General features: G+C 60.9%; 10 protein-coding genes. All 10 read right to left on the reverse strand.

Annotated features, from left to right (window positions below; translation table 11 throughout):
* Positions 1–82 precede the first annotated feature (82 nt).
* Positions 83–1,774, reverse strand: a complete 1,692-nt coding sequence (locus BLW80_RS06020; RefSeq protein ID WP_093757182.1) for a methyl-accepting chemotaxis protein — start codon at positions 1,772–1,774, stop codon at positions 83–85.
* Positions 1,775–2,061: 287 nt separating this feature from the next.
* Positions 2,062–3,741, reverse strand: a complete 1,680-nt coding sequence (locus BLW80_RS06025) for a methyl-accepting chemotaxis protein (RefSeq protein WP_093757183.1) — start codon at positions 3,739–3,741, stop codon at positions 2,062–2,064.
* A gap of 285 nt (positions 3,742–4,026) precedes the next feature.
* Positions 4,027–5,718 (reverse strand): methyl-accepting chemotaxis protein, encoded by a 1,692-nt coding sequence (locus BLW80_RS06030; RefSeq protein WP_093757184.1) that lies wholly within the window; start codon positions 5,716–5,718, stop codon positions 4,027–4,029.
* 54 nt (positions 5,719–5,772) lie between these two features.
* On the reverse strand, positions 5,773–7,533 hold the full coding sequence (locus BLW80_RS06035) for a methyl-accepting chemotaxis protein (RefSeq protein WP_093757185.1): 1,761 nt from the start codon (positions 7,531–7,533) through the stop codon (positions 5,773–5,775).
* A gap of 529 nt (positions 7,534–8,062) precedes the next feature.
* A complete protein-coding gene (locus BLW80_RS06040; RefSeq protein ID WP_093757186.1) occupies positions 8,063–10,063 on the reverse strand; it encodes a methyl-accepting chemotaxis protein in 2,001 nt (666 codons plus the stop codon).
* Between the two features lie 281 nt (positions 10,064–10,344).
* Entirely contained in the window at positions 10,345–12,348 is a 2,004-nt protein-coding gene (locus BLW80_RS06045; protein WP_093757369.1) for a methyl-accepting chemotaxis protein, read from the reverse strand.
* 88 nt (positions 12,349–12,436) lie between these two features.
* Positions 12,437–14,467, reverse strand: coding sequence for a methyl-accepting chemotaxis protein (locus BLW80_RS06050; protein ID WP_139285782.1), 2,031 nt, complete (start codon positions 14,465–14,467; stop codon positions 12,437–12,439).
* A 317-nt stretch (positions 14,468–14,784) separates the two neighbouring features.
* Positions 14,785–15,516: an amino acid ABC transporter ATP-binding protein gene (locus BLW80_RS06055; RefSeq protein WP_089265828.1), complete on the reverse strand. Its 732-nt coding sequence runs from the start codon at positions 15,514–15,516 to the stop codon at positions 14,785–14,787.
* A gap of 51 nt (positions 15,517–15,567) precedes the next feature.
* Positions 15,568–16,260: an amino acid ABC transporter permease gene (locus tag BLW80_RS06060; RefSeq protein ID WP_068728918.1), complete on the reverse strand. Its 693-nt coding sequence runs from the start codon at positions 16,258–16,260 to the stop codon at positions 15,568–15,570.
* 3 nt (positions 16,261–16,263) lie between these two features.
* Positions 16,264–16,995 (reverse strand): amino acid ABC transporter permease, encoded by a 732-nt coding sequence (locus BLW80_RS06065; protein WP_089265827.1) that lies wholly within the window; start codon positions 16,993–16,995, stop codon positions 16,264–16,266.
* Positions 16,996–17,213 lie beyond the last annotated feature (218 nt).

The raw sequence follows: 17,213 nt of genomic DNA on the forward strand, positions 1-17,213 counted from the left end.
GCGCAGCGTGCCCGCCACCATCATGGAAAGCGCTGCGGTGGGCACGGCGCAAGAGCGCCTTTGCCCACCCTATAAGCTATGATCAGGCCGCCCGCACCGCGTTCAGGAACTTGCTGACTTCATCCTTCAGCCGCGTGCTGTCGGAGGACAGCGATTGCGCCGCAGCGAGAACCTGAGTCGAAGCAGATCCAGTCTCTGTTGCACCACGCTGCACATCAACGATGTTCGAAGAGACCTGCATCGTGCCCTGCGCCGCCTGTTGAACGTTGCGGGAAATCTCCTGCGTCGCGGCACCCTGCTCTTCCACCGCGGAAGCGATGGTCGAGGCGATCTCGGACATGCGACCGATGGTGTCGCCAATCTCCTTGATGGCGCCAACCGATTCCTGCGTCGCCGCCTGGATACCGGAAATCTGCGTGGAGATCTCGCCAGTCGCCTTGGCAGTTTGCTCAGCGAGGGCCTTCACTTCGGAGGCGACGACGGCGAAGCCGCGACCGGCTTCACCAGCACGCGCGGCCTCGATGGTCGCGTTCAACGCCAGCAAATTGGTCTGACCAGCAATGTTATTGATGAGCTCGACCACATCGCCGATGCGCGACGCGGCGCTCGCGAGCTCGCTGACGCGATCGTTGGTGCGGCGCGCCTGATCGACCGCCTGATTGGCGATGCTCGCCGATTCCTGCACCTGTCGGCTGATCTCGTTGACCGACGAGGCCATTTCCTCGGTTGCCGATGCCACTGACTGAACGTTGGTCGAAGCTTCTTCCGAGGCGGCAGCGACGGTCGTGGTCAATTCCTGCGAACGCTCCGCCGTGGCGGTCAGGGTACCCGCCGAGGCTTCCAGTTCGGTCGAGGCCGACGACACCGTCTCGACGATCTCACCGATCATCGATTCGAAGTTGCGGGTAATGCTGTCGACGCGGCGTCCGCGCTCGATCTTGGCTTCGGCGTCGGCCGCTGCGGCTTCATCCGCCGTCCGCTTGTCGATCAACGCCTGCTTGAACACCTGCAGCGTATCACCCATGGTGCCGATCTCGGTCTTCATGCCCTGATGGGGCACGACAGCCGTCAGATCGCCGGCGCCGAGCGCCTGCATCGGCTTGACTATCGAAGCGATGCCACTCGACACGTCTTTCACCAGATAGATGCCGACGCCGATCCCGAGGATTGCCGATGCACCGAGCATGATCGCAAGCAACATGAAGGCTGTCTCGTAGTTGTCTTCGGCGCTCTTGCCGGCTGCATCCGCGCCGGCTTTATTCAGCGCGATATCCTTGTCGAGCAGGTCGTCCGCCTTCTTGCCGATCGGCAACACCTTGCTCTCGTTCAGATCCTGCGGTTCGTTGGGAATCTTGCCGACGTTGGCGCGCGAAAGCGCCAGAACTTCCTGGACACCATTCATGTAGAGGCTCCACTGCTGCGCCCATTGCGTATACAGCGCGCGCTCCTCAGGCGAAGTGATCAGCTTCTCATAGGTCGCACGGATCTTCATGTTATCCGCGTCGGTATTGATCAGGCGCTTCTCGGCCGATGCCTTCGCTTCCAGTGTCGCGGCGAGCATATGGAGGCGCACGATATTGCGGTAGACATTTACGCCTGCACGAAGCTCCCCCAGTGAACGGACGCTCGGCAGCCAGCTCTTCTGGATTTCCGACGCTTCGCCGTAGATGGCGCGCATCTTGGTGACAGCCAGAACGCCCATGCCACCCATGGCAATCAATAAGAAGGAAATGACAATGGTGATCTTGGTGCGAATGGAAATCTTGGCGAGCATGAAACCGTATTCCTTCGGTATTCTACCGTTGGTCAGCAATGGCAGAGCTTGATTTTTATGATCGCGCCTCGCGCGACGTTTGGCGGCAATTACCAGTCGAGCACAGATTGACAAGAACGGTCTGAGCCCGCGTGAAAGAGAGTGGCGAGATAAAGTTAAAAAGCAGTGCAGCACGAACTGCGTTATTGCATAATCCCGATGCGATAACGTTGCCTACGACAGATCATGCAATCCACAAAATAGCCGACGCTCGCGCGCCGGCTTTCTTGATCATGCTGTAGTGAAACTCAGGCTGCCCGCACCGCGTTCAGGAACTTGCTGACTTCATCCTTCAGCCGCGTGCTGTCGGAGGACAGTGATTGTGCTGCAGCGAGAACCTGAGTCGAGGCAGATCCAGTCTCTGTTGCACCACGCTGCACATCAACGATGTTCGACGAGACCTGCATCGTGCCCTGCGCCGCCTGCTGGACATTACGCGAAATCTCCTGCGTCGCGGCGCCCTGCTCTTCCACTGCGGAAGCGATGGTCGAGGCAATCTCGGACATCCGGCCGATAGTGTCTCCGATCTCCTTGATGGCGCCAACCGATTCCTGCGTCGCCGCCTGGATACCGGAAATCTGCGTGGAGATCTCGCCAGTCGCCTTGGCAGTTTGCTCAGCGAGGGCCTTCACTTCGGAGGCGACGACGGCGAAGCCACGACCGGCTTCGCCGGCACGCGCCGCTTCGATGGTGGCGTTGAGCGCCAGCAAGTTCGTCTGGCCTGCGATGTTGTTGATCAGCTCGACCACATCGCCGATGCGCGACGCAGCGCTGGCGAGCTCGCCGACGCGATCATTGGTCTTGCGTGCCTGATCGACCGCCTGCCCTGCGATCGCAGCCGACTCCTGCACCTGTCGGCTGATCTCGTTGACCGACGAGGCCATTTCCTCGGTTGCCGATGCCACTGACTGCACATTGGCCGATGCCTCTTCGGAGGCTGCAGCAACCGTCGTGGTCAATTCCTGCGAGCGCTCCGCCGTGGCGGTCAGCGTACCTGCCGAGGCTTCCAGTTCGGTCGATGCCGACGACACCGTCTCGACGATCTCGCCGATCATCGATTCGAAGTTGCGGGTGATGCTGTCGACGCGGCGACCGCGCTCGATCTTGGCTTCTGCATCGGCCGCCGCGGCTTCATCCGCCGCGCGCTTGTCGATCAGCGCCTGTTTGAATACCTGAAGCGAATCCGCCATCGTTCCGATTTCGGTCTTCTCGCCCTGATGCGGAACATTTGCAGTCAGGTCACCCGTGCCAAGCGCCTGCATAGGCAACACGATCGACGTAATACCGGCGGAGACATCGCGCACCAGCAAGATAGCCGCACCGACGCCGACAACAACCGCAAACAAGAGCGAACCGATCACCATCTTGATGGCGACCCCAAAGCTGTCCGTCGCCAGTTCTCCGGCTGTCAAAGCTCCCTTGTTGTTGAGCTCGACATCCTTCTGCAGGGCTTCGTCCGCTTTGAAGCCAATCTGGTTGACCTTCACGTTCATATCTCGCGCTTCATCACGAGCGTTCTTGCGCGACAACGCAAGAACCGGCTGCAACGCCGCGATGTATTCGCTCCAGAGCTTACTGAATTCGCTATACATCGCGCGCTCCTCGGGCGACGAAATCATCGGCTCATAGCTCTTGCGCGCCTTGTCGAGCATCTCGGCGTAGCGCACCAGCGTGTCGTCCTGGACCTTGGTATCCGCGGCGTCGGTCGCAAGCAGATGTCCACGAACCACCGAACGATAGCTGATCGTTGCAGCGCGGACTTCACCCAGAGCGCGCACGCTCGGCAGCCAGCTCGTGACGATGTCGGATGTCGCTCCGTTGATGGTGTACATCTGCTTGATGGCCAGCGCGCCCATCGCAGACATGGCGAGCAGCAGGAACGAGACGACAAGAGTGATCTTGGTGCGGATGGACAGGCTGGCAAACATAGGTGATGGTCCCTCGGTTTTTGACCGTTGGCGCGCAACTGCACGAATGGCATTTTCTGGGTTTGAAGACACGGCATGCATTGGAGCTGCCGGCCGAGCGTCGATAGCTTTCAACGATCTCGTGATCGAGATTGTCCGGATAAAGTTAAGGAGCAGTGCATCATAACTGCTTCCTGTGCATGACTTCTCGAATGAGTGTGGCGCACACGCATAACAACACTATCGCGTAGGAAAGCCGACGCTCACGCGCCGGCTTTTTGCGCTGTACACTTGTATTCAAGCCCGTCAGGCAGCGCGCACCGAGTTCAAGAACTTGCCCACTTCATTCTTGAGACGTGTGCTGTCCGATGACAGCGACCGCGCGGCGGAAAGCACCTGCGACGACGCAGAGCCGGTCTCGGACGCTCCACGCTGCACGTCGGTGATGTTCGACGAGACCTGCATGGTACCCTGTGCCGCCTGCTGGACGTTACGCGAGATCTCCTGCGTCGCGGCACCCTGCTCTTCCACCGCCGATGCGATGGTCGAGGCAATCTCGGACATCCGGCCGATGGTGTCGCCGATTTCCTTGATGGCGCCGACCGATTCCTGCGTCGCCGCCTGGATACCGGAAATCTGCGTCGAGATCTCGCCGGTCGCCTTAGCGGTCTGCTCGGCCAATGCCTTTACTTCGGAAGCCACGACCGCGAAGCCCCGGCCCGCTTCACCGGCACGCGCCGCCTCGATGGTTGCGTTGAGCGCGAGCAGGTTTGTCTGGCCGGCGATATTGTTGATGAGCTCGACGACGTCCCCAATGCGGGACGCAGCGCTGGCGAGTTCGCTGACGCGATCGTTGGTACGCCGCGCTTGGTCGACCGCCTGATTGGCGATGCTCGCCGACTCCTGCACCTGTCGGCTGATCTCATTGACCGACGAGGCCATTTCTTCAGTGGCCGATGCCACCGACTGGACGTTGGTGGAGGCTTCTTCGGACGCTGCCGCCACTGTAGTGGCTAGGTCCTGAGAACGTTCGGCCGTCGCTGTCAGCGTGCTTGCGGAGGCCTCAAGTTCGGTCGATGCCGACGATACGGTTTCCACGATTTCGCCGATCATCGATTCGAATTCGCGGGTGATATTGTCAACGCGGCGACCGCGTTCGATCTTGGCTTCGGCGTCGGCAGAGGCAGCTTCATCTGCCGCGCGCTTGTCGATCAGCGCCTGCTTGAACACCTGAAGCGTGTCGGCCATCGCGCCGATCTCGGTCTTCTCACCCTGATGCGCCACATGCGCCGTGAGATCGCCAGCGCTCAGCGCATGCATCGGCTGCACGATCGAAGCGATACCCGACGACACATCCTTGACCAGATAAATGCCGACACCGATGCCGATGACCGCGGTCGCTGCAATGATCACGATCACCGTCATCAGCGCCGAACCATAGCTCTCATCGGCCTTCTGTCCCGATGCTGCCGCACCCTTATCGTTGAATTCGATGGCCTTGCGCAGGGCAAAATCGGCTTTGGATCCCAGCGGATTGATCACGTTCAGATTGAGCTCATGGGCTTCCTGACTGCTTTTGCCGAGATTCTTGCGATCGAGCACAAAGATGTCCTGGCTGCGTGATACGTAGTTGTCCCACTCCTTGCTCCAGTCGTTGAAGATTGCGCGCTCTTCAGGGCTCGATACCAACTTGTCATAGGCAGTCCGCTCATCGGCGGCCCGCTTGACGATGGTGTCGATACCAGCCTCGGTCTTCTGCATCTGGTCAGCATTGGCTGCGAGGATGTGTGCGCGCACCAGATTGCGGTAATCGATGGTCGTCGCCCGCAGCCCGCCGAGCACACGGACGCTTGGAAGCCAGTTCTTCTGGATGTCCGACGCATTGGCGTTAATCGTCTGCATCTTGCTGACGGCAAGCGCCCCCATCCCCGTCATTGCGATTAACAGAAAAGCGATAACGATGGTGATTTTGGCTTTGATAGAGATGTTCGAGAGCATGGCTGGACGTCCTGTTATCGCTCGATAGAATGATCAGTTCTGATCCCGCATGGCCTAGGCCGCGCGAACAGAGTTGAGGAACCGCGCGACTTCGACCTTTAGCCGCGCGCCGTCCGACGACAGCGACTGTGCTGCCGAGAGGACCTGCGACGACGCCGACCCGGTCTCGCTGGCGCCGCGCTGCACATCCGTAATGTTGGACGAGACCTGCTGGGTGCCATGCGCGGCTTGCTGCACGTTACGGGAAATCTCCTGGGTGGCGGCACCCTGCTCTTCGACGGCCGAAGCAATCGTGGACGAAATTTCCGACATCCGGCCGATGGTGACGCCGATCTCGCGGATGGCACTGACCGATTCGTCCGTGGCGGACTGGATGCTGCCGATCTGCATGCTGATCTCGCCGGTCGCCTTGGCGGTCTGCTCTGCGAGCGTCTTCACCTCGGCCGCCACCACGGCGAAGCCGCGGCCGGCTTCACCGGCGCGGGCGGCTTCGATGGTCGCATTGAGCGCCAGAAGGTTGGTCTGCCCCGCGATGCTATTGATCAGCTCGACCACGTCGCCGATACGGCTGGCCGCCTTGGATAGCTCGCCGACACGGTCGTTGGTCTTCTGGGCCTGCTGTACGGCCTCGCTGGCGATACGCGCAGATTCCTGAACCTGGCGGCTGATCTCGTTTACCGATGACGCCATTTCCTCGGTCGCCGATGCCACGGATTGTACGTTCGTCGAAGCCTCTTCCGAAGCGGCTGCCACCATAGTGGTCAAATGCTGCGAACGCTCGGCAGACGACGTCAGCGTGCCCGCCGACGCTTCGAGTTCGGTCGATGCCGACGACACTGTTTCGACGATCTCGCCGACCGCACCCTCAAAATCGTTCGCCAGCTTGATCATCTCGCGCTTGCGCTGCTCGGCGGCGATCTGCTCCTGCTGCTTTTGAGCGTCGGCTTCGGCGCGGGCGCGCTCCTGCGCCTTAACCTTGAACTTCTCCACGGCGCCAGCGACGTCGCCGATCTCGTCCTTGCGGCCCAAGCCCGGCAACACCACGCCGAAATTGCCCTCGGCGAGTTCTTCCATCGAACGGCTCAGCGCGCGCATCGGACGCCCGATGGTGAACACCGAGAACACGCAGGTCCCGATCAGCATCAGGGCGACCACACCACCGAGAATCAGCGAGTCTCGCTCGGTCGCAGCGGCCTCGTTCGCCGCAGCGGTCGTCTGCTGCTCGACCTTCTCCTTAGCCAGATTGACGATCGTATCGGCCAGCTTGTCGAGTTCTGCACTCATGGGTAGCAGCACGTCGGTGCGGAGCTTCACGATCTCCGCGCCCAGTGTGGTGATGCGCGCGGAGGCATCCGCAGACAATTCGCCAGCTTCGTTGCGCGTCGCCTGCAGATTCAAGATATCTGTGCGGATTACACCGATCTTGTCGCCGCCCTTACCGAGGGTCGTCATCATGTCGAGGAATTTGCCGATGCGTTCGCGCTCGTCCGGTGCGGTCGCAAGCTTGAGCATCTGAGCCGAAAATTTGAGGCCGGCGGTAGTACGCGCCGTGAAATAGTCGGCGGCCTTCTGGACATCGGCCACTTTCGTTGCCCCGAGAAAGTCACGCACGCCGATCTGCATGCCGCGGAACGAGGCCTTGGCCTCGGCAGCATTCTGCGCAATGCCCTGATAGATGCCGGCCGTCTGATATGACTGGCGAACGCCTGCGCTTCCCATCGTCTGCATATAGATCATGACACCGAGGAGAATGATGCCGAGCCCGGACGCAATCGCGAGCTTCGTGCCGATACGCAGATTCTGGATGAAGGCCATGACAGTTCCTGGGAATGAAGCGGCAGAAAAATGAGTCGGGTCGTCCTTCGCCGGACGGAGTCCGGCGTCGCGTGAAATGGTCGAATGCTAAGCGGTTGTCATTTTTGGCGCAGCCCGGCGGCAATCCGACGGGCACGCGAAGCTTGGCGTGAGCCGATCCTGAACGGGAAGCGTCATCGGCTCATATGAGCGGGCGATACGTTCGATGATCGATCAAATCACCTGCTCATGGGCAGGAACCTACCACCGCGCTTCTGACACAAACGTTAACGCGCCGATGATGCAATCACTCAAATTGAGCCGGTACCGCAATGGTCATCGAGTAATTCGGACTTTTCAGACAGCGATGGAGTTCGAGTTCAGGCATCAAAGGTTCTGAATTAACGATCTAAAATTGCAATCGCATCATGCGATGCCCTGCACGGGATATTTCGAGGCCCTGAATTCTCTCGGAGCATACAGCGGCTTGAGTGGCGGTGTGCGGAGAACGCACCGTTACTCAAGCCAGTGAATTGCGATGTTGGAGAACTCAGGCCGCGCGGACCGAGTTCAGGAAGCGGCTGACTTCAGTCTTCAGACGGCTGCTGTCTGACGAGAGCGACTGCGCTGCCGACAGCACCTGAGACGACGCGCCGCCGGTCTCGCTCGCGCCGCGCTGCACGTCGATGATGTTGGACGAGACCTGCATCGTACCTTGCGCAGCCTGCTGCACGTTACGGGAAATCTCCTGCGTCGCCGCGCCCTGCTCTTCGACAGCCGAAGCGATCGTGGACGCGATCTCCGACATCTTGCCGATGGTCGTGCCGATCTCGCGGATCGCCGAGACGGAATCATCGGTCGCAGTCTGGATGCTCGCGATCTGCTGGCTGATCTCGCCGGTGGCCTTGGCGGTCTGCTCGGCGAGCGCCTTCACCTCGGACGCGACCACTGCGAAGCCGCGGCCGGCGTCTCCTGCACGCGCTGCCTCGATGGTGGCGTTGAGCGCCAACAGGTTGGTCTGCCCCGCAATGGTGTTGATCAGTTCGACCACCGCACCGATGCGGCCGGCAGCTTTCGACAACTCGCCGACGCGATCATTGGTCTTCTGCGCCTGGTCCACGGCCTCGTTGGCAATACGTGCGGATTCCTGGACCTGACGGCCGATCTCGGTGATGGACGACGCCATTTCCTCAGTGGCAGACGCCACCGACTGCACGTTGGTGGAGGCTTCTTCCGACGCCGTCGCGACGACCGTGGTGAGCTGCTGCGACCGATCTGCTGTCGACGTCAGCGTGCTGGCCGAGGCTTCCAATTCGGTCGACGCGGACGACACCGCCTCGACTATTTCACCGACCGTACCTTCGAAATCGTCGGCGAGCCGGATCATGTCCTGCTTGCGTTGCAGCGCTGCCGCCTGATCCTGCGTGATCCGCGCTTCGGCTTCCGCCTGGGCTTTCTCCCCCGCTTTCACCTTGAAAGTCTCGACAGCCTGCGCCATGTCGCCGACCTCGTCCTTGCGGCCGAGCCCCGGCAGCACCACGCCGAAATTGCCCTCGGCGAGCTGCTTCATGCCCGCCGTCAGACCCGACAGTGGCCCGATGATGCCGCGCGCGATCAAGAACGCAATCAGCAGACCGGTGATGGTTGCCGCGCCCGCCACGATCTGCTGCAGCGTGATCGTGCCGGAAATGCGCTGCTCATTGGCTGTCGTCGCGCTCACGACCTCCTGCTGGATCGCTGCCTTGATGCCGTCGGTCTTGCGGATGGCGCTGACCACCATCGGCGTGATCGTATTGTAATAGAGCTGATCCATCTTCATCAGATTGGCCGACGCCTTATCGAACCCGCTGGAATAGCTGACCAGGCCTTTCTTGATCGATTCGAACAGCGCTGAAAGACTCGGCGCCATATCAAATTTTTCCATTTCCGCGATCTGTTGCTGGGCGTTCTTCACGCTGTTGGCAAACAACGTCACATTGTCCTGGTCGCGACCTGCAAAGAACCGCCAGTTGGCCATCTGAACCAACAGAGTTTCGGATTGCAGGGTGGTCGCCCCTTGTGCGAATGGCGAGCTACGCGTCGCGAGCACGAGTTTCTTCAGGTCGGCCTGAAGCTTTTCACCTTCAGCAAGCAGCGCCTTGCGGCTGGCAAGCATCTCCTTGACGGTATTACCGAGATCGCCGCGCCTGCTCTTCAGATCGGCGATCGTCTTCTCGACTTCGCGGTAGATCGTGCGACGCTCCTCCGAGCTCGCCTTGATCGTCTCCTCGAGCACACCACCGACCTGCGTCAGCAGTTTCTCGGATTCAGCGAATGACGCTTCATCCTGATCGAATGTGTAGCGCAGCATTGCGCGGCGAAGCGCCTGGAGTTCCGCCGAAATCTCCATCGAGCGCATCGCATTGGCGGACTGGGCATTCATCGCCGAGACGTCGTCGCGAATTTCCGTGAGTTTCCACACCGCGAAACCCGCCATGGCCAACCCGAACAGCACGAGCGCACCGAAGCCCCCATACAGCCTGCCACGGATGCGGAGATTGAATAGCGACATGCGACATGCCCTTCTTGGGTGAACCACTGACAGCCGACCTTGCACGTCGCGAATCGCACCCGCAACGCAAGAGGCAATCTCGAATCCGATCATCGTCAGGTTGCGAGAACTTCAGGTTAATTTCAGCCGCGCAAACGCTTTAAAGTGGAATGACTTTTTGTCGCGCGTGTCATCGTTTGACTCACCAAAACAAACAGCCCGGATGCGATGACGCATCCGGGCTGTTTGCTAGTTGTATCTTATTCGTCAGGCGAACGCGCGCGATCGTGTGACGTTTTGTCCTATGCCGCGCGAACGGAATCCAGGAACTTGCCGACCTCGCGCTTCAGCCGCGCGCTCTCGCCGGACAGCGATTGCGCAGCGGACAAGACCTGCGACGACGCTGAACCCGTGTTGCTCGCGCCGCGCTGCACATCCAGAATGTTCGAGCTCACCTGCATCGTGCCTTGCGCCGCCTGTTGAACGTTGCGCGAAATCTCCTGCGTCGCTGCGCCCTGCTGCTCGACGGCAGATGCGATGGTCGACGCGATCTCCGACATGCGGCCGATGGTGTCGCCGATTTCCTTGATGGCGCCGACCGACTCTTCAGTCGCAGCCTGGATGCCGGAGATCTGGTGACTGATGTCCCCGGTTGCCCTGGCCGTCTGTTCGGCGAGCGCCTTCACTTCCGATGCAACGACCGCGAAGCCGCGACCGGCATCGCCGGCGCGCGCCGCTTCAATCGTGGCATTGAGCGCCAGCAGATTGGTCTGGCCGGCAATCGTGTTGATCAGCTCGACAACATCTCCGATCCGCGCGGCCGCCTTGGCAAGCTCAGCCACGCGATCATTGGTCTTGCGGGCCTGTGCCACCGCGGAGCTGGCGATATTGGCCGACTCCTGAACCTGACGGCTGATCTCGTTGACCGAGGACGACATCTCCTCGGTGGATGACGCCACCGCCTGCACATTGGTCGAGGCTTCGTCGGAGGCTGCGGCCACGATGGCGGTGAGCTGGCGGGATTGCTCGGCGGTCGCAGTCAGTCCGCCCGCCGATTCTTCGAGCTGGCTCGAAGCCGATGACACGTTCTCGACGATGCTGCCGACGGCGCCCTCGAAATCGTCCGCGAGACGGATCATGTCCCGGCGGCGCTGAATCGCTGCCTGCTGGTCCTGCGTCAGCTTGGCTTCGGCTTCGGCGCGTGCCTTCTCCTCGGCCCGTACCTTGAAGGTCTCGACTGCGCGTGCCATGTCGCCGACCTCGTCCTTGCGGGCGAGACCCGGCAACACCACGCTGAAATCCCCGTCGGCGAGCCGCTTCATGCCAGCCGTCAGGCCCGACAGAGGGCCAATAATGCCGCGCGCGATCAGGAAGGCAATCGCTAGACCGACCACAGTAGCGACGCCGGCCACGATCTGCTGCAGCATGCTCGTCGTCGACATGCGGTTGCTGGTTGCGGCGACGGTCTGCGACTGAACCTGCTGGATGTCGGATTTGATGGTCTCGACCTTGCCGATTGCTTTCACGACGGTCGGGCTGATCGACTTGTTGAAGATGCCGTCTGCCGTCTGCAGGCTGGCGGCAGCCTTCTCGAACTGGGCGGCGTAGCTCTTCAGGTTGCTGCGGATGGTGCCGAACAACGCGCTGAGCGTCGGCGGCATCTGCATCTTTTCCATTTCGCCGATCTGCTGCTCCGCGATGCGGACGTGATCCTTGAAAGATTCGATATGTTTTTCATCGCGGCTGACGAAGAAGCGCCAATTCGCGATCTGCACCATCAGCGTGTCGGATTCGAGCTTGGTCGAACCCTGGCCATACATGGTGTTGCGCGTGCTGATCACCAGCTTGCGCAGGCTGGATGACAGCTTGTCGCCGGCTTCCTGCAGCACTTCCCGGCCGGCGACCATCTGCTTGATGGCCTCGCCAAGCGCCTGGCGCTGCGCCTTCACGTCGGCAACGTCCTTCTCGATGGTGCGGTAGGCGGCGCGGCGCTCTTCCGAACGACTGGTCTTGATCACCCTGTCCAGGCTGGCGGTGACCCCGGCGAGACGCTTGTCGGCATCCGCAAGCGCGGCTTCATCCTGATCGAATGAATAGCGCAACACGGCACCGCGGATCGCGTGCAGTTCGGAGGCGATCTCCGAGGCGCGGATCGTGTTGGCCGAAAGAATGTTCAGGGAGTCGACCTGCGTTCCAACTTCCGTCATCTGCCAGACGGCAAATCCCGAACTGGCGAGACCAAACAGGACCAGCGCGCCGAAGCCACCATAGAGGCGACCGCGGATACGGAGATTGAGCAGCGACATCATTGGCTTCCTAGGTAGGATTTGATCTGGCTTCGGCGACGGGCGCCGTCTTCGTTGCGGCTTCCCCCATCATGGGAGAAGCATGAATTTATGCGGCCCGGACGGAGTCCAGGAACTTGCCGACTTCGAGCTTGAGCCGCGCGCTTTCACCGGACAGCGACTGCGCCGCCGACAGCACCTGCGTCGAAGCCGATCCGGTCGCGCTGGCGCCGCGCTGTACATCGGTGATGTTCGACGTCACCTGCATCGTGCCCTGCGCGGCCTGCTGAACGTTGCGGGAGATTTCCTGGGTCGCTGCGCCCTGCTGTTCGACGGCAGAGGCGATGGTCGAGGCGATCTCGGACATGCGGCCGATGGTGTCACCGATCTCCTTGATGGCGCCGACGGATTCCTGGGTCGCCGCCTGGATGCCATTGATCTGGTGGCTGATGTCGCCCGTCGCCTTGGCGGTCTGTTCGGCGAGCGCCTTCACCTCGGACGCAACCACCGCAAAGCCGCGGCCCGCATCGCCGGCGCGCGCCGCTTCGATGGTGGCGTTGAGCGCCAGCAGGTTGGTCTGGCCGGCAATGGTATTGATGAGCTCGACGACATCGCCGATCCGGGCCGCAGCCTTGGCCAGCTCCGCCACGCGGTCATTGGTCTTGCGCGCCTGCGCCACGGCGGAGTTGGCGATATTCGCCGACTCTTGCACCTGCCGGCTGATCTCGTTGACCGATGACGACATCTCTTCGGTCGACGACGCAACCGCCTGCACATTGGTGGATGCTTCGTCCGACGCAGCAACGACTGCAGCGGTCAGCTCCTTGGCCTGTTCGGCCGTTGCCGTCAGCGCGCCCGCGGACTCCTCGAGTCTGTTCGACGCCGAGGAGACGTTGTCGACGATATTGCCGACGGCGCGTTCGAACGTCCCGGCGAGCTCGACCATTTCGCGCTTGCGCGACGCCGCGGCCAGATTGTCCTGGTCGAGGCGCGCCGCAGCCTCATCGCGCGCCTTCTGTTCGGCGTTTGCACGAATGACCGTAACTGTCTTGGCGATGTCGCCGATTTCGTCGCCCCGCTTGGCGCCGGGGATCACGACATCGAGATCGCCGGCCGCCATCTTGCCCATGGCGCCGTTCAGGCGCGTCATCGGCCGGGCAACACCGACAAAGGAGAACACCATGGTGCAGATCAGCACCAACACGACCGCGAGGCCGAGCGCGAGATTAACCTGGCCGGAGCGTGCCATTTCCTCGGCGGCCTGCGCCCGCGCCTCTCCAACCGCAGCCTTGGCCGACGAGACCGATTGCGCGACCAGTTGAGATGCCGCCGCAGCGGCGGGCGTGATCTTGGTGCGGACGATATCGGTCTTCTGGTCGTTACTGCCGATCGCTTCATCGGTGGCCGTCATGAATTTCTTCATGTCGGTGCCGAGCTGGATCAGGCCGCCCTGCACGAGCTCGCTGTCTTCGAACACGCTGGCCTTGGCCAGCGCATCGGTGAGGATCTTGGCCTTGGTGATGATCTGGCCCTTCTGCGTGACTTCATTCATCGACGCATAACGCCATGCGGCTGCCTGCACAGCATTGATGGCATTGTCCGCGATCTTGAGCTGTCCATCGACTTCAGGCCAGTTCGTCGCCTCGGTCACGGCAGTGGTGAGGCGCAGCTGGTCGAGATGCCGGTTCCAGTCGATCACGGCGACGTTGCGGTTGCGATAGAGCTCGAGCAGTTTCTTCTGCAGACCGACGATCTCGTCGGCAGCGGCGAGATAGGTTGACGTCAGCGATTTAATCTTCGCGAAATTGTCCTTGTATTCCTGCCTGGTCGCCAGGGCGGACGCGGCATCGATGATGCGGTCCTGCGCAGCCTTGGCGGCCCTGATCTCGGCCGCGTTCTTGTCAATCTCGGGTGTCGTGATGGCCATACGCAGGCCTTGACTGGCCACCTGCATGGCGCGCATCTGGCCGTCGGCCTCCATCGCGCTATCGGCGATTTTCTGCTGCACATCGGCCAGACGGTTGACCTCCGAGATCGCGGTCTCGGTCCTCATCTGGTTCGCCACGACGCCCGCCGAGAGCAAGATGCCAACGAGACCGGCAAGACCCAATTTGTTGCCGACACTGTTGATCTTGATCATGCGATGCACTTTCCGGAGAAGGGCCAAGTCAGGACGCGCGCAAGCATGGCTCGCGCAGCCTCGGCTCGGGTCGTTGGAAGACAGTCAGAGAAGCATTGGGCAGAGGCTGAGAACGTGGCGTCGTGGAATTGTCCGTGAGGACAAAGACCCGATCGCTCCGGTGGAGTTCAATCAGCGGACCAACAGGCCCTCGCCCTCACGGTTGAAGGATACCACTCCATTTCTGACACATTCGTTAATTGCCCCGTCATGCAGCATTCAAGAATCTGCATAAACTTGAGGCACTTGCGCGATGCTGTATGCGCCCGTTCCCTGCGTCAGTGCGCGAGGATCTTCGACAGGAAGTGCTGCGCGCGATCGCTGCGCGGATGACCGAAAAAGTCATCCTTCTGCGCGTCTTCGACGATCTCACCGGCATCCATGAAGATGACGCGGTTGGCGACCTTCTTGGCGAAGCCCATTTCGTGGGTCACCACCATCATGGTCATGCCTTCCTTGGCGAGTTCGACCATGACATCGAGCACTTCGTTAATCATTTCGGGATCGAGCGCCGAGGTCGGTTCGTCGAACAGCATGCAGATCGGATCCATCACCAGCGCGCGCGCGATGGCGACACGCTGTTGCTGACCGCCGGAGAGCTGGCCGGGATATTTCTGCGCATGCGCCGTGAGGCCGACGCGCTCCAGCATCTTCATGGCCTTGGCCTTCGCCGCATCTTCCGAGCGGCCGAGCACGATGGTCTGGCCAAGACACAGGTTCTCGACGATCTTCAGATGCGGAAACAGTTCGAAGTGCTGAAACACCATGCCGACGCGTGAGCGTAGCTTCGGCAGATCCTTCTTCATCGTCGTCACATTCAGTCCATCGACCATGATGGTGCCCTGCTGCACGGGCTCCAGCGCATTCACGGTCTTGATCAGCGTCGACTTGCCAGATCCCGAGGGACCGCAGACGACGACCACCTCGCCTTTCTCAACGGCCGTCGTGCAGTTCTTCAGCACCTGGAACTGCGGGTTGTACCACTTGCTGACTTTTTCGATGGTGATCATGGGCATGATGAGCGACCGATAGTTGGAGGCAAAGACTGAAAGCGAAAGTGGCTAGCGAATGATACTGATGCGCTTCTGCAAGCGCTTCACAAAGAACGAGGCGGTGAAACAGATCAGGAAGTAGACCAGCGCCGCGAACAGATACATTTCGGTGAGACGACCGTCGCGCTGTGCGACCTTGGACGCGGCACCCAGAAAATCCGTGATCGACAGCACGTAGACCAGCGATGTGTCCTGGAACAGCACGATGGTCTGGGTGAAGATCACCGGCAGCATGTTGCGGAACGCCTGCGGCAGCACGACATGGCGCATCACCTCGCGATAGTTGAGGCCGATGGCATAACCGGCCATCACCTGCCCCCGCGGCACCGACTGGATGCCGGCACGCATGATCTCGGAGAAATAGGCAGCCTCGAACAGCGTGAAGGTCACGATAGTCGAGGCGTAGGCGCCGACCTGTACCGGCTGATCGGAGCGGATGATCCACTGTCCGACATAGGGCATCAGGAAGTAGAACAGGAAGATCACCAGCACGAGCGGCAGCGAGCGCATCAGATTGACGTAGCTTACGGCGAAGCCCGACAGCACAGCACTGGACGACAGCCGCATCATCGCGATCAAGGTGCCGAGGATGAGACCGAAGACCGTCGCAATGGCCGTCAGCGTCAGGGTGAACGCCATGCCCTGCTGAAACAGGTAAGGCAGGCTGCGCCAGATGACGTCGTAATCGAAATTGCTGAACATCGCTTATTTCCCCTCGTTGAAGCCGGGGATCGCCAGGCGCTTTTCGAGAATGCGCATTCCGATCGTCACGACGGCGCTGAGAACGAGGTAGATGGCGGCCGCAGCCGAGAAGGCCTCGAACACCTGGAACGAGAATTCCTGCATGGACCGCGCCCGTGCCGTCAGTTCAAGCACACCGATGGTGAGTGCGGGCGCCGTGTTCTTGATGGTGTTGAGAAATTCGGAGGTCAGCGGCGGAAAGATGATGCGATAGGCCAGCGGAAGCAGGATGTAGCGATAGGTCTGCCAGGTGGTGAGGCCGATGGCCGTGCCGGCCATGCGCTGGCCCTTTGGCAGTGCATTGATGCCGGCGGTGATCTGTGCGGCGACACGCGAGGACATATAGAAGCCAAGCCCGAGCATCGCGGCGATGAACGGCCCGTTGCGCAGCTGCTTGATCCAGATGCCGAGATCGCCGGGCAAAAGTTCGGGAATGACGAAGAACCAGATGAACAGCTGCACCAGCAGCGGAATGTTGCGGAACATCTCGATATAGGCATTGCCGACAAACACCGCCCAGCGCGCAGGCAGGGTCCGCATGATGCCGATCAGAGAGCCCATCACGAACGCGATGAACCAGGCGCAGAGTGCGAGCAGGATCGTGACCTGAAGGCCGCTCATCAGCGAGCCAAAATAGGTCCCCGTCGCATCAGGCGTCTGATCCCAGAAGATTCCCCAATTCCAGTTATAGTTCACGCATTCACCCCCACGCGCCGTCCACGCGAAAACCTGGCAACCTCAGGCAGAAACCCATGCAATGGCCGGGCCAGTGCTTCTTCCCTCGCCCCGCCTGCGAGGAGAGGTGGATCGAACGACCGAGAGTCGTTCGAGACGGGTGAGGGGGAGCCAGTGTTTTACTCGCTGCCTCCCCCTCACCCGTCTTACACGCGCTACGCGCATGTAAGACGACCTCT

It is taken from the genome of Tardiphaga sp. OK245 (assembly GCF_900108575.1).
Classification (GTDB): Bacteria; Pseudomonadota; Alphaproteobacteria; order Rhizobiales; family Xanthobacteraceae; genus Tardiphaga; species Tardiphaga robiniae.